The following is a 14,158-nucleotide window of genomic DNA, read 5'->3' as shown; positions in this document are numbered from 1 at the left end:
GTGCCGCTCCCGCGCCGATGGCTTAACGCCGACTCCCGCCTGCGCCGCTGCGGCGCCTGGGCGGGCGCCGGCTGGCCCTACAATGCCTCGTTTACCATCGGCCCTCGGGCCTGCCAGGAGTCGTTTTAGATGAAATTCCGCTTCGCCGTCGCCGCCGTGGCCACCTTCGCCGTCGGCCTGGTTTCCGCGCAGACCCCCGGCCCGGTGCCGGCATCGCCTGCTGCCGCCGCCACCGCGCCCGCCGCCGTGGCGATCCCGCCGGCGCCCAAGCCGGCCGTGTCCAAGTCCTGGGTGTTGATGGACTACGCCACCGGCCAGGTGTTGGCCGGCGAGAACGAACATGTGCGGGTGGCCCCGGCCAGCATCACCAAGGTGATGACCTCCTACGTGATCGCCGCCGAACTGAAGTTGGGCAAGATCAAGCGCGACGACCAGGTCATGCTCAGCGAACGCGCCTGGCGCGAAGGCGGCGCCGGCACCGACGGCAGCTACAGCGGCTTCCCGGTCAACCAGACCGCGCGCCTGGAGGACATGGAAAAGGGCATGGCGATCCAGTCCGGCAACGACGCGGCGATCGCGCTGGCCGAACACGCCGCCGGCAGCGAGGAAGCCTTCGCCTCGTTGATGAACAACTACGCGGCCAAGCTCGGCATGACCGGCTCGCACTTCGTCAACGCCCACGGCCTGTCCGCCGAAGGCCACTACACCACCGCCTACGATCTGGCGCTGCTGGGCCGGGCGATGGTGCGCGACTATCCGGAAACCTACGCCTACAACAAGATCAAGGAATTCAAGGTCGGCGACATCACCCAGCAGAACCGCAACCTGCTGCTGTGGCGCGACCCCAGCGTGGACGGCATCAAGACCGGGCACACCTCCGAGGCCGGCTACTGCCTGCTCAGCTCGGCGCAGCGCGGCGACCAGCGCCTGATCGCGGTGGTGATGGGCGACAGCTCCGAGAAGCAGCGCGCCGAGGACAGCCTGGCGCTGTTGAACTGGGGCTTCCGTTTCTACGAAACCCACCGCCTGTACGAGCCGGGCAAGCAGGTCGCGCAGCAGCGCGTGTGGAAGGGCACCGAGAAGGAAGTGCTGCTGGGCGTGGCGCAGCCGCTGCTGGTCGGCGTGCCGCGCGGCCGCTACAACGAACTGAAGCCGTCGATCGACGTGCCCAAGACCCTGGAAGCGCCGATCAAGCAGGGCCAGGCGATCGGCACGGTGAAGGTCTCGCTGGACGGCAAGGTGATCGCGCAGGCGCCGCTGGTGGCACTGAAGGCGGTCGACGAGGCCGGCTTCTTCAAGCGGTTGTGGGACAGCTTCTGGATGTGGTGGGAAGCCGAATGAGTTGAAAAAAAGCCGGCTTACGCCGGCTTTTTTTGGGATTGGGGATTGGGGATTGGGGATTCGCCGAAGCCGGGGCGCTTTTTCCAATCCCGAATCCCGAAACCCCAATCCCGGCCTTTCACAGCCGCCGACTGATCGTAAAGCTGCCAAACACCGGCGTCTGCTTCTGCAGGTCGAATTCGCGGGTGCTCCAGTAGCGTGCCAGTGCGAACTTCCACTTGCCGCGCATCACCGCCAGGCCGAAACCGGCCTCGCCGACGAAGGGGCGCTTCTTCACGCTGTGGCTGTCGCGGAAGGTGTTGCCGTCCAGGGTGATGTCGCGCACGACCCAGCGTGCGTCGCTGGTCAGGAACAGATGCGCCGACCAGCCGCGGCCCAGGCCGTAGCGGGGCGGGGCGGTGTTCTCGCCGGCCGGGCGCAGCGGCGAGCTGCCGAAGTCGTCCGGCAATTTCCAGCCGAAGCGCACTTCGGCGCCGGCGTTGGCATGGGTCTCCAGGGTGCCGAGCGCACCGCCCCAGTGGCTGATCGCGTCCCAGCCCCAGCCGTCGGCGTTGACTGCCGCGTCGCCGGGCCAGCGGCGCATGCGTTCGTGCAGCAGGCGGAACACCGGTTCGTCGTGCAGCTGGTTGTCCCAGCCGAGGAACTTCTCGTCGCCGAGCGCGTCGTGCACCGCATCCTGCACCTGCTTGCCCTGCGCCGACGGACCGACCATGCCCAGCAGCAGCTGGGTGGTGCGCAGGCGGTCCTGGTTGCGCGCGTTGTAGCCGAAGTTCACCGCCAGTATCGCGGCATAGGGGCGGTCGTCCTTGATCAGGTCGCGGCGGGTCTTGTCGGTCGGGGTGTAGATGGCCTGGCCGAAACTGAAGACCATGTTCTGCTGCTCGAACTCGCCCGGGTGCAGGCGCTCCAGGTAGCGGTTGACCGCCCGCGCCAGCCGCGGCAGGCAGGGGTCGTCGGTGAAGTCGACCAGGTTCGGCGACACCAGGGTCATGCCGAAGCCGTTGGTATAGCCCTGGTCCTGGCCGGCGCCGCCGAACAGGTCGTTGTCGACGCGGAAGTTCACCGTCGGCGGGGTGTCTTCCAGTGCGCTGCCGGCGCACCGGTCGGTGGCGGCAGCAGCGGGCAGCGAAGCGAGGGCGAGCACGACGGCGAAGGCGAGAGGCAGGCGCGATGACGGCATGGGCGACGTCCCTGGAGGGAAGGAGGAATGGGTGCACCGACGCTAGCGGGACGGATGCGCGCGTCCCGTGAAGCCTGCATTCATAAAATGCCTGGGCGAGCATAGGCCGCGGCGACGTTGGCGCGAAAGCCGTGTAGCCGTATCGCTTCGTCCTATTGGCATCGCTTGCCAACCGTGCCCACATGCTGACGCGGCGCGCCGCGGCGGCCGCCGCCCCCGCACGCGGCCTGTCGGCGCGCCGCGGCCTTGGGTTTGCCCGGCGCCGGCCCGATAATGCAGCCATGGATATCACCTCGGACAACCCCGATCACGGCTTCCAGTTCCCCGGCGTCTTCGAGCTCAGCGCGATGGGCACCGCCAACACCGGACTGGAGACCGAACTGCCGCGCCTGCTCGCCCAGGCCGGCGTGGACGTGCTGGAAGAGCGCATCAGCTGGAAGCATTCGTCCAACGGCAAGTACGTGTCGGTGCGGATCGCCTTCCGCGCCGCCGACCGCGCCCAGTACGACGCCGCGCACCTGGCGCTGCGCGAGCATCCGGAAGTGAAGTGGACGCTGTAGCCGGCGCCGCGGTACCGCCGCCGGAACCGGCGCAGGCGCCGCCGCCGTGCCGGGTCCGAGATCTCGGTCGCCAGCCCTACGCGCCGGTGTGGCGGGCGATGCAGCGCTTCACCGATGCGCGCGAGGAAACCAGCGCCGACGAACTGTGGGTGGTCGAGCACGAACCGGTGTTCACCCTCGGCCAGGCCGGCAAGCCCGAGCACGTGCTGGCGCCCGGCGAGATCCCGGTGCTGCACGTGGACCGCGGCGGCCAGGTCACCTACCACGGCCCCGGCCAGTTGGTGGTGTATCCGCTGCTGGACCTGCGCCGGCTCAAGATCGGCGTGCGCGACTACGTGTGCCGGATCGAGCAGGCGATCATCGACACGCTGGACGAATGGAACATCCTCGGCCAGCGCCGCGACGGCGCGCCCGGGGTCTACGTCGGCGCGGCCAAGGTCGCCGCGCTCGGCATCCGCGTGCGCCGCGGCTGCACCTTCCATGGCCTGTCGTTCAACGTGGCGATGGACCTGGAGCCGTTCCACCGCATCAACCCCTGCGGCTACCAGGGCCTGCAGGTGACCTCGGTGCTAGACTTGGGCGGTCCCTCCGGCATGCAGGCCGTCAAACCGGTGCTGCTGGCCCAACTGGCGCGCCAGTTCGGGCTGACCCTGCAGCCGCTCGACGCCTTGCCCGACCTCACGCTCACGCACGCGGCCTGACCGCCTGCCCGCCGACGACGCCATGACCCAGCCCAGCGCACGCACCATCCCCCTGCAGGTCCTTTCCGGCGACAGCGCGCCCGCGTCCGCGCCGCTGCAGGCCGGCGTCAAGCAACTGGGCGGGGACAAGATCAACCGCTCGCCGGTGCAGTTCGCCGATGCGCCGGTGTTGCGCAAGCCGTCGTGGATCCGGGTGCGGATCCCGTCCGGCAACGCCGTGCAGACCCTCAAGGCCAAGCTGCGCGAGAACCGCCTGGTCACGGTCTGCGAGGAAGCCAGCTGCCCGAACATCCACGAGTGCTTCAGCCACGGCACCGCCACCTTCATGATCCTGGGCGAGGTCTGCACCCGCCGCTGCTCGTTCTGCGACGTCGCCCATGGCCGGCCCAAGCCGCCGGACGCGAGCGAGCCGGCCAGCCTGGCGCAGACCGTGGCCGACATGGGCCTGCGCTACGTGGTGGTGACCAGTGTCGACCGCGACGACCTGCGCGACGGCGGCGCCCAGCACTTCGCCGACTGCATCGGCGCGATCCGCGCCGCCGCGCCGGCCACCCGCATCGAGATCCTGACCCCGGACTTCCGCGGCAAGGGCCGCATGGACCGCGCGCTGGAGATCCTGGCGACCAATCCGCCGGACGTGTTCAACCACAACATCGAGACCGTGCCGGACCTGTACCCGAACGTGCGGCCCGGCGCCGACTACCAGTGGTCGCTGACCCTGCTGCAGAAGTTCAAGGCACAGCATCCGTCCATCGCCACCAAGTCCGGGATCATGCTCGGCCTGGGCGAGACCATGGAGCAGGTGCAGGCCACGCTGCGCGATCTGCGCGCGCACGCCGTGGACATGGTCACCATCGGCCAGTACCTGCAGCCGACCGCGCACCACCACCCGGTGATGCGCTACTGGACGCCGGAGGAATACAAGGCGCTGGAGGAGTACGGCAACGCGCTGGGCTTCAGCCACGTCGCCTCCGGGCCGATGGTGCGCTCGTCCTATCACGCCGATCGGCAGGCGGCCGGCGCCGGCGTCGCCGCCTGAGTTCGCCCTGCGGCCCCGTTCCGGCGCCGCCGCCGCGTCCTGGCGATCGCCCAGGACGCCCGCCGTGCCGGCCGCGACGCCCGCCCGCAGCGCCTGCACCGGCACCATTCACACTTCGCTACCGGGCCCCGGCTAGTCTGGTTCAGGAACAGGTGACACGGCCTGCAACTTGCGGCACTGTCGTGTTGTCTCACGCGATCTGCAGCCCCCCTGACGGCCTCGTGCCGAGAGTACGTAGATGAAATTCAAAGCTTCCGTCTTCCTGCTGGCGTTCGCGCTGACCACGCCGCTGGCGCTGTTCGCCCGCACCGACGCGCCCGCGCTGCCGGCGGCCTCGACCGCCGACCAGTCCACCACCGCCAAGCTGGTGTACGGGCTGCTCTCCGACAGCCGCTACGCCTACCGGCCGCGCGCGCTCGACGAGGCGACCTCGAAGGAAGTCTTCAAGAAGTACCTGGAGACGCTGGACGGCAGCAAGCAGTTCTTCACCCAGGCCGACGTGGACAAGTTCGCCGCGTTCCAGGCCAACCTCGGCAGCAATATCGCCGCCGGCCAGCTGGAGCCGGCGTTCCAGGTGTTCGCCGTGTACCGGCAGCGCGTGGACGAGCGCATCGGCTACGCGCGCAAGCTGCTCAAGCAGGACTTCGATTTCAACGGCAGCGAGAAGTTCGAGTACGACCGCAAGGACGTGCCGTGGCCCAAGGACAACCAGGAGCTGGACGACCTGTGGCGCAAGTCGGTGATGAACGACTGGCTGCGGCTCAAGCTCGCCGGCAAGAAGCCCGAGGACATCCGCAAGACCCTGGACAAGCGCTACGCCAACCTCGCCGATTCGGTGAAGGAACTGAAGAGCGAGGACGTGTTCCAGTTCTTCATGAATGCCTACACCAACACCGTCGATCCGCACACCGACTACTTCACCCCGCGCACCGCCGAGAACTTCAACCAGCAGATGTCGCTGTCGCTGGAAGGCATCGGCGCGCAGCTGCAGAAGCAGGACGACATGGTGGTGATCCGTGAGGTCATCCCCGGCGGTCCGGCCGCGGTGGACGGCACGCTGAAGCCGGGCGACCGCATCGTCGGCGTCGGCCAGGGCAAGTCCGGCCAGGTCGAGGACGTGATCGGCTGGCGCATCGACGACGTGGTGGCCAAGATCCGCGGCGACAAGGACACCCAGGTGCGCCTGGAGTACATCCCGGCCGAGGCCGGCGTGGACGGCAAGCACCGCCAGCTGCTGCTGACCCGGCAGAAGGTGCGCCTGGCCGAACAGGCCGCCAAGGGCGAGACCATCACCCTGCCGGCGAAGGACGGCGAGCCGGCGCGGCGCGTCGGCGTGATCAAGCTGCCGGCGTTCTACCAGGATTTCGAAGGCCGCCGCCGCAACGCCAGCGACTACGCCTCGGCGACCCGCGACGTGGCCAAGCTGCTGGCCGGCTTCAAGACCGACAAGGTCGACGGCGTGGTGCTGGACCTGCGCAACAACGGCGGCGGCTCGCTGGACGAGGCGATCGAACTGACCGGCCTGTTCATCGAGCAGGGCCCGGTGGTGCAGGTGCGCGAATCCGGCGGCCGCGTCACCGTCAACAGCGACGACAACCCGGCCGTGGCCTGGGACGGCCCGCTGGCGGTGCTGATCAACCGCGGTTCGGCCTCGGCCTCGGAGATCTTCGCCGGCGCCATCCAGGATTACGGCCGCGGCCTGATCATCGGCGAGACCAGCTTCGGCAAGGGCACCGTGCAGAACATCGTCGACCTGGACCGCTGGCCGGCCAACGAGACCGACCGCTTCGGCCAGGTCAAGCTGACCATCGCCCAGTTCTTCCGGGTCAGCGGCAGCAGCACCCAGCACAAGGGCGTGGTGCCGGATATCGCGTTCCCGGCCAGCGTCGATGCCACCGAGTTCGGCGAGAGCACCTATCCCAACGCCTTGCCGTGGACCCGCATCGCCGCGGTGCCGCACACCCAGTACGGCAACTTCGCGCCGCTGCTGCCGAAGTTGGAGACGCTGCATGCCAGCCGCATCGCCAGCGACAAGGAATTCCAGTGGTGGGAAGAGGACGTGCAGCAGTTCCGCACCGAGGCGGCGAAGAAGTACGTGGTGCTCAACGAGGCCGAGCGCCGCGCCGAGCGCGAGAAGCAGGACGTGCAGCGCAAGCAGCGCCAGGAGACGCGCAAGCAGCTCGGCCTGCCGCTGGATCCGCTCGCCGACGACAGCAGCGACGACGGCCTGACCGGCAACGAGCGCGACATCGTCAAGGACGCCGCGCGCGAGAAGCTGGTCGACAAGCGCCCGGATCCGCTGCTGCGCGAGTCGGCCTCGATCCTGGCCGATGCGCTGAACCTGCTGGAAAAGGACCGTCCGCTGTCGGTGCAGGTGCTGCCGCAGTCCACCGGCCCGGGGCGCTGGGCCGACTGAGCCCACGCTCCATCGCTGCGCGAACACGAACGCGCCATCGCCCAGCGGTGGCGCGTTTTTCGTTGGGCGTTCGCGAGGCTGTGTGTGCCATCGCCTGCGCTCCCACTGCCGCTGTCGAACGCGCCGGCAGGGCGGCCAGCACGGCGCCGGCGATCGCGCTGCAGGAGATGTGGGTGGCCTAGGGCCATCAGCCCCGAGAGGCGGCCGCTATCGCGTCGACACAGGGTCTTTGTGGGAGCGACTTCAGTCGCGACGGGCTTTACCGAGAGCGCCTGTCGCGATCGGTGGTCCGAGGCCAACCGGCACACCATGACGGGCCATCCTCTTGATCGAAGCCCCGCTAACCCAGCGCCTGCCACAGCTGATGCCCGCCCAGCGCCAGCAAGGTCAGGAAGAACACCCGGCGGAACGCCTCGGCGGAAATGCGCTGGCGCAAGCGCGCGCCCAGCCACATGCCGATCGTGGTCGGCAGCAGCGCCAGCAACGAAGGCCCGAGCGCGCCACGCGCGAACGCGCCGTGCCAGGCCAGCGCAGCGGCCAGCGCCAGCGTGGCGATGAAGAAGCAGTAACCCAACGCGCGCATCAGTGTCTCCCGCGGCAATCCCAGCGCGACCAGATAGGGCAACGACGGCAGCACGAACACACCGGTGGCGCCGGTCAGCAGGCCGGTCGCCAACCCGGCCGCCGGGCCCGCCCAGGGCTCGTGCCGCGGCGGCAGCCGGCCCTGCCAGCGGCTCAGGCCGAGCAGCGCGTACAGCGCCAGCAAGGCGCCGAGTCCGCCGCGCGCCAGCGCCGGATCCGCGCCGACCAGGATGCCGGCGCTGAGCCAGGTGCCGATCGCGATCGTGGCCAGCAGCGGCCACAGACGCCGCAACAGCGGCGCCGCGCCCTTGCCCCAGGCCTGCTGCAGATTGGTCAGCAGCGACGGCAGCACCAGCAGCGCGGCCGCTTCGGGCGGCGCCAACCACAGTCCCAGCAAGCCCATGGCGACCGTTGGCAGGCCGGTCCCGGCCACGCCCTTGACGAAGCCGGCCAGGCAGAACACCGCGGCGATCGGCAGTAGATGCGGGATAAGCGATTGCATGCCTGCAGCATCGGCCGTGCCGCGGCGCCGGACAATGCGCGATCGCTTCAGGCAGACTTCGGCAACGACGAAGGCTGGAGCGACGATGCACCTGGATTTCATCGACTTGCGGCTGTTCGTGGCAGTGGCCGAGGCCGGCAGCATCACCGCCGGCGCCGACCGCGCCGCGTTGTCGCTGGCCGCAGCCAGCGCGCGCATCCGTGCGCTGGAATCGCAGGCCGGTGCGGCGCTGTTCGTGCGCGGCCGCCGCGGCGTGAGCCTGACCGCGGCCGGTGTGGCGCTGTTGCGGCACGCGCGGCAGCTGTTGCGCCAGGCCGAGGCGATGCGCGCCGAACTGGGCGAGCACGCCGGCGCCAACCAGGCCACGGTGCGGTTGCTGGCCAATACCGCGGCGCTGTACGAATGGCTGCCCGAACTGCTGGCCGAGTTCCTGGTCGCGCATCCACGCATCGACCTGGCCTTGCGCGAACTGGGTAGCACCGCCGCGGCCGATGCGGTGCGCGAGGAGCGTGCCGACCTGGCGGTGATCGCCGACCATGCGGACCTGTCCGGCCTGCACGCGCAGGCGTTCCGCCAGGACCGGCTGGTGCTGGTGGCGGCGGCCACGCATCCGTTGGCGCGCGCGCCGCAGCTGCGCCTGGCGCAGCTATGGCATGCGGAATTCCTTGGCCTGGCCGACGACAGCGCGCTGCAGCGGCACCTGCGCACGCAGGCCACGCGCGCCGGCGGCCAGCTGCGCATCCGCGCCCACGTGCACGGCATCGAGCCGCTGTGCCGGATGCTGGCACGCGGTGCCGGCGTGGCGATCCTGCCGCAGGCCGCGCTGGCCCGGGTCAGCGTGCGCGAACAGCTGGTCGCGGTGCCGTTGCAGGAGCCGTGGGCGGCGCGGCAGCTGTCGATCGTGTGGCGGCCCGCACCGGCGCCGGCTGCGGCAGTGCGTCAGGTGCTGGACTGGCTGTGCGCGCACGCCGACGGCGCAGCGGCCACCGGCGCGGGATGACGTCCCGCGCGCACGCGATGGACCTCATTGCGGCCAGGCGAACTCGGCTTCCACCGGGAAGTGGTCCGACGGCCAATGTCCCTGCGGCCGCGCGTCGAGCGTGGCGAAGTGGGTAGCGCGCAATCCGCGCGACAGGATCCAGTCGATGCGCCGATCGGGATGGCCGGTGAAATCGTGGAAGGTCGCCTCCGGTCCCAGCGCCTGCGGCGCCTGCTTGCGCGCGTCGGCCAGCGCCGGAACCAGCGTGCGGTAGGTGGGCGAATCCGGCGCCGTGTTGAAGTCGCCGGTGATCACCACCGGCACGTCGGCCGGCAACGCCTGCACGCGCGCGAGGAGCAGCGCGGCGCCCTTGGCGCGCGCGGCCTCGTCTTCGTCGCGGTACGGCAGGTGGGTGTCGAACAGGTAGAAACGGCGTCCGTCGGCGATGCGTTCGAACAGCCCCCAGTTCACCATCCGCGGCAGCGGGTTGCCCCAGCTGATGCTGCCGACCACGTCTGGCGTGTCCGACAGCCAGAAGTCGCCCGATTCCACCAGCTTCAGGCGGCGGCTGTCGTAGAACACGCCCATGCGCTCGCCGTCCTCGCTGCCGTCGCGGCTGCGCCCGAACCAGCGGTAGTCGAGCAGTTGCGCGGCCAGGTAATCGGCCTGCAGCTTGACCAGCTCCTGGGTGCCGAATACGTCGGGATGCTGCGCGCGGATCAGCGCGGCCATCGCGCTGCGGCGGATCTCCCAGCGCTTGTCGCCGTCGGTATCCACCGGCACGCGCACGTTGAAGCTCATCACCTTGAGTGTGGCTGGCGCCTCGTGCGATGGGGCGCGCGCCTGCGCCGGGGCGAACACTGCGCCCAGTGCGAGCAACAGCAGCAACCCAAGCGAACGCGGTGACAACGGAAATGTGGACATGGCGACAGGTCTGGCGGTGGGGATCGTGCCAATGGTGGCATGCCGATGTGACCGTCAGCCAGTCGCGGATTGCGCCGCGCTCGCGACGCCACACTGCGTGCCTCGGCGCACGCCGCACGCGGCGCGACCCACCCGCCGCGCATCCGCGCGAGGCGCTGCATGCGTTACTGGAATGCCGCAAGCGCCTGGGTAAGCTGCCCGTTGTTGTTCACCGCGCCCTTGGTATAGCCCTGCCAGCCCGGATACGCATCGGGTTCCCAATAGAACACGCCCAGCCCATGCGCACCGACCGCGCGGGTCTTGGCGACCAGGTCGGCCAGCATCGCGCGGGTCGCCGCGTCCTGCTGCCAGTCCATGCCCACTTCGCTGACGATCACGTCCGCACCGTAGCGCGCCACCATGTCGCGCATGTTGCTGGCGATCTGCGTGTTCGCGCTTTGCCAGCCGCTGCTCGAGGGGTAGTGCGACATCCCGACCACGTCCCACTTGCCGCCGGCGGACTTGAGGCCGTCGAAGAACCAGCGGAAGGTGGCGTTGTCGTAGCCGTTGGCCAGATGCACGACCACCTTGGCATTGGGATAGACCGACTTGCTGGCGTTGTAGCCGCTGTTGATCAACTGCGCGAGATTGCCGAAGTTGGGGGTCTTGCCGTCCGGCCACAGCATGCCGCTGTTGATCTCGTTGCCGACCTGCACCCAGCTGACGTCGATGCCGTTGGATTTGAGATACGACAGGATGCCGCTGGTGTGCGCGTAGACGTCGGTGACCAGCTTGGAGAACGCATCGCCGCTCCACGCCGCGGGCTTGGTCTGCTGTCCGGGATCGGCCCAACTGTCGCTATAGTGGAAGTCGATCATGATCTGCATGCCCTGCGCCTTTGCCCGCTTGGCCATGTTCAGCACGTCGGCGCCGTCGCACCAGCCGTCCTTGGGATTGACCCAGACGCGCAGCCGGATTGCGTTGACGCCGGTGCCCTTCAGCAGCGCGAAGAAGTCGGCGTTCGCGCCCGCGGCATTGCGGAACACGCGGCCGCTGCTCTCCTGCTGGTCGATCCAGCTCACGTCCGCGCCCTTGGCGAAACTCTGCGCCGCCGCCGGTGCGCACAGACAAGTCAGCAGCAGCGCCAGCCATGCGCACATGCCCTTGCTCGATCCGTTCATAGGTTCCTCGCGATGATGGAGTGCCGGAAAAAACGCTGCCTGCGGCGCGGGCCGAGGCGTGCGCGAGGCTAGCGCGATCGCGCGCGCCACGCGCGTCGCAGCGCAGGGTGTCTACGCCTGGCGACAGCGGCGCCTGGCGCGCGGCACTTGACGCCTTCGCCCATTGGCGTAGCATTTGCCGCACGCCAAGGGACAGACCCGCGGCGACTCCAATCACCGTGAGGGATGCTCATGGAATACGACTATCTTGTTTTCATCGGGCGCTTCGAGCCCTTCCACAACGGCCACGCTGCCGTTGCCCGCCACGCCCTGGCGCGTGCGCAGAAACTCATCTTCCTGATCGGCTCGGCCGAAACCCCGCGCACCATCCGCAATCCGTGGACGGTGGCCGAACGCAGCGTCATGATCCAGGCCGCACTCGAGGGCGCCGCCGAGCGCCTGATCCTGCGCCCGCTGCGCGACCACCTGTACAACGAGAGCCAATGGATCGCCGCGGTGCAGTCGGCGGTGGCCGAGGCGGTGCGTGCCGATGGCGGCGGCAGCGAGGCGCGCATCGGCCTGGTCGGCATGGACAAGGACGCCAGCAGCTACTACCTGCGCGAGTTCCCGCAGTGGCCGCTGGTCGACGTGCAGCACACCGAGACGCTGTCGGCGACCGAGCTGCGCCGCTACCTGTTCGAGGCCGGCAGCATCGATTTCCACGGCGCGCTGCTGATGCTGCGCGGCAACGTGCCGGCGCCGGTGTTCGACATGCTCGAGGCGTTCCGCAAGAACTCGCCGTCGTATGCGGAACTGCTCGCCGAATACCAGTTCATCGAGCAGTACCGCGCGGCCTGGAAGGAGGCGCCGTATCCGCCGACCTTCGTCACCGCCGATGCGGTGGTGGTGCATTCGGGCCACGTGCTGCTGGTGCGGCGCCGTGCGGCGCCGGGCAAGGGCCTGTGGGCGCTGCCGGGCGGCTTCGTCGGCCAGCACGAGAGCATCTTCGATGCCTGCCTGCGCGAACTGCGCGAGGAAACCCGGCTGAAGATCCCGGTGCCGGTGCTGAAGGGTTCGCTGAAGAACCGCCATGTGTTCGACCATCCCGAGCGCAGCCTGCGCGGGCGCACCATCACCCATGCCTTCCACTTCGAATTCACCTTCGGCGAACTGCCCGAGGTGCGCGGCGGCGACGATGCCGACAAGGCGCGCTGGATTCCGGTCAGCGAAGTGCTGGGCATGGGCCCGAAACTGTTCGAAGACCACCTGCACCTGCTCGAATTCTTCCTGGGCCGCGGTTGACCGCGGCTTTCCCGGCCGGCGGACAGACCGCTGGCCTTCCCCCGACGCGAAGGAGCTTCCCGTCATGCAATGCCTGAACAACCTGCTGCTCAACACCGACAGCTACAAGGCCAGCCACTGGCTGCAATATCCGGCCGGCACCGATGCCACGTTCTTCTATGTGGAATCGCGCGGCGGCGTCTACGACCGCACCGTGTTCTTCGGCCTGCAGTCGATCCTCAAGGAGGCGCTGGGTCGCGCCATCACCCATGCCGACGTCGACGAGGCGCGCGACCTGTTCGCCGCGCACGGCGAGCCGTTCAACGAGGCCGGCTGGCGCGACATCGTCGATCGCCTCGGCGGCCAGTTGCCGATCCGCATCCGCGCCGTGCCCGAGGGCAGCGTGGTGCCGACCCACAATGCGCTGATGACCATCGAGTCCACCGACGCGCAGGCCTACTGGGTGCCGTCGTACCTGGAAACGCTGCTGCTGCGCATCTGGTATCCGGTCACCGTGGCCACGGTCAGCTGGCACGCCAAGCAGACCATCCGCCAGTTCCTGGAACGCACCAGCGACGATCCGGAAGGGCAGTTGCCGTTCAAGCTGCACGACTTCGGCGCGCGCGGCGTGTCCAGCCTGGAGTCGGCGGCGATCGGCGGCGCCGCGCACCTGGTCAACTTCCTCGGCACCGATACCGTGTCCGGGCTGTTGCTGGCGCGCGCGCACTACCACGAGCCGATGGCCGGCTATTCGATCCCGGCCGCCGAGCACAGCACCATCACCAGCTGGGGCCGCGAGCGCGAAGTGGACGCGTACCGCAACATGCTCCGGCAGTTCGGCAAGCCCGGTGGCATCGTCGCGGTGGTGTCGGACAGCTACGACATTTTCCACGCGATCCGCGAACACTGGGGGACCGCGCTGCGCGAAGAGGTGATCGCCTCCGGCGCCACCGTGGTGATCCGCCCCGATTCCGGCGACCCGGTCGCGGTGGTGCACCAGTGCCTGGAACTGCTCGACGAGGCCTTCGGCCACAGCGTCAACGGCAAGGGCTACAAGGTGCTCAACCACGTGCGCGTGATCCAGGGCGACGGGGTCAACCCGACCAGCATCCGCGCGATCCTGGAACGCGTCACCAGCGCCGGCTACGCCACCGACAACGTCGCCTTCGGCATGGGCGGCGCGCTGCTGCAGCGGCTGGACCGCGATACGCAGAAGTTCGCGCTGAAGTGCTCGGCCGCGCGCGTGGACGGCAAGTGGATCGACGTCTACAAGGACCCGATCACCGACAAGGGCAAGCTCAGCAAGCGCGGCCGCATGAGCCTGCTGCGCCATCGCGAATACGGCGGCTACCGCACCGAACCGGTGCCGGCCACGGCCGCGTCGCTGGACGAACTGGCCCGGCCTGCCGGCTACGACGACGCGATGGTCACGGTGTGGGAAAACGGCCGCCTGCTGCACGACTGGAGCCTGGCGGAAGTGCGCGAGCGCGCGAACGCCGCGCGTCTGTAGGTGC

General features: G+C 69.2%; 12 protein-coding genes. 8 read left to right on the top strand and 4 right to left on the bottom strand.

From position 1 onward, the window contains the following. Positions 1–129 precede the first annotated feature (129 nt). Positions 130–1,341, top strand: a complete 1,212-nt coding sequence (locus tag HDC36_RS11530; protein WP_179567361.1) for a D-alanyl-D-alanine carboxypeptidase family protein — start codon at positions 130–132, stop codon at positions 1,339–1,341. A gap of 118 nt (positions 1,342–1,459) precedes the next feature. On the opposite strand, the gene HDC36_RS11525 is transcribed toward HDC36_RS11530, so the two are convergent. After that, positions 1,460–2,521, bottom strand: coding sequence for a lipid A deacylase LpxR family protein (locus HDC36_RS11525; RefSeq protein ID WP_179567359.1), 1,062 nt, complete (start codon positions 2,519–2,521; stop codon positions 1,460–1,462). Positions 2,522–2,802: 281 nt separating this feature from the next. On the opposite strand from HDC36_RS11525, the gene HDC36_RS11520 reads away from it, so the two are divergent. The 4 genes from HDC36_RS11520 to HDC36_RS11505 all read left to right on the top strand — a co-directional run bounded on the left by HDC36_RS11520 (position 2,803) and on the right by HDC36_RS11505 (position 7,237). After that, positions 2,803–3,081 (top strand): DUF493 family protein, encoded by a 279-nt coding sequence (locus HDC36_RS11520; RefSeq protein WP_009606261.1) that lies wholly within the window; start codon positions 2,803–2,805, stop codon positions 3,079–3,081. After that, a complete protein-coding gene (gene lipB / locus HDC36_RS11515) occupies positions 3,069–3,782 on the top strand; it encodes a lipoyl(octanoyl) transferase LipB (RefSeq protein WP_179567357.1) in 714 nt (237 codons plus the stop codon). The genes HDC36_RS11520 and lipB overlap by 13 nt, the downstream gene beginning before the upstream one ends. Before the next feature lie 22 nt (positions 3,783–3,804). Further along, positions 3,805–4,821 carry a lipoyl synthase gene (gene lipA / locus HDC36_RS11510; protein WP_179567355.1) on the top strand — a complete coding sequence of 339 codons (1,017 nt, stop codon included), beginning with the start codon at positions 3,805–3,807 and terminating at the stop codon, positions 4,819–4,821. 238 nt (positions 4,822–5,059) lie between these two features. Further along, complete coding sequence (locus HDC36_RS11505; protein ID WP_179567353.1) at positions 5,060–7,237, top strand: carboxy terminal-processing peptidase; 2,178 nt, start codon at positions 5,060–5,062, stop codon at positions 7,235–7,237. A 340-nt stretch (positions 7,238–7,577) separates the two neighbouring features. On the opposite strand, the gene HDC36_RS11500 is transcribed toward HDC36_RS11505, so the two are convergent. After that, on the bottom strand, positions 7,578–8,321 hold the full coding sequence (locus tag HDC36_RS11500; RefSeq protein WP_179567351.1) for a sulfite exporter TauE/SafE family protein: 744 nt from the start codon (positions 8,319–8,321) through the stop codon (positions 7,578–7,580). A gap of 85 nt (positions 8,322–8,406) precedes the next feature. On the opposite strand from HDC36_RS11500, the gene HDC36_RS11495 reads away from it, so the two are divergent. Then, entirely contained in the window at positions 8,407–9,321 is a 915-nt protein-coding gene (locus HDC36_RS11495; RefSeq protein WP_179567349.1) for a LysR substrate-binding domain-containing protein, read from the top strand. A gap of 24 nt (positions 9,322–9,345) precedes the next feature. On the opposite strand, the gene HDC36_RS11490 is transcribed toward HDC36_RS11495, so the two are convergent. Further along, the gene (locus tag HDC36_RS11490; RefSeq protein ID WP_179567347.1) at positions 9,346–10,224 is read right to left on the bottom strand and encodes an endonuclease/exonuclease/phosphatase family protein; all 879 of its coding nucleotides are present in this window, start codon (positions 10,222–10,224) and stop codon (positions 9,346–9,348) included. A 164-nt stretch (positions 10,225–10,388) separates the two neighbouring features. Beyond that, positions 10,389–11,384 (bottom strand): glycosyl hydrolase 53 family protein, encoded by a 996-nt coding sequence (locus HDC36_RS11485; RefSeq protein ID WP_179567345.1) that lies wholly within the window; start codon positions 11,382–11,384, stop codon positions 10,389–10,391. Between the two features lie 225 nt (positions 11,385–11,609). Here HDC36_RS11485 and HDC36_RS11480 point away from each other — a divergent pair, with 225 nt between their 5' ends. Both HDC36_RS11480 and HDC36_RS11475 read left to right on the top strand, forming a co-directional pair. Continuing rightward, entirely contained in the window at positions 11,610–12,665 is a 1,056-nt protein-coding gene (locus HDC36_RS11480) for a bifunctional nicotinamide-nucleotide adenylyltransferase/Nudix hydroxylase (protein WP_179567343.1), read from the top strand. A gap of 64 nt (positions 12,666–12,729) precedes the next feature. After that, positions 12,730–14,154 (top strand): nicotinate phosphoribosyltransferase, encoded by a 1,425-nt coding sequence (locus HDC36_RS11475; protein WP_179567341.1) that lies wholly within the window; start codon positions 12,730–12,732, stop codon positions 14,152–14,154. Positions 14,155–14,158: the final 4 nt, after the last annotated feature.

The sequence above is a fragment of the Xanthomonas sp. JAI131 genome, assembly GCF_013410075.1.
In the GTDB taxonomy this organism is placed as follows: Bacteria; Pseudomonadota; Gammaproteobacteria; order Xanthomonadales; family Xanthomonadaceae; genus Xanthomonas_A; species Xanthomonas_A bonasiae.
The sequence above is the reverse complement of the archived record's forward strand: the minus strand, read 5'-3'. Positions and strand labels throughout refer to the sequence as shown.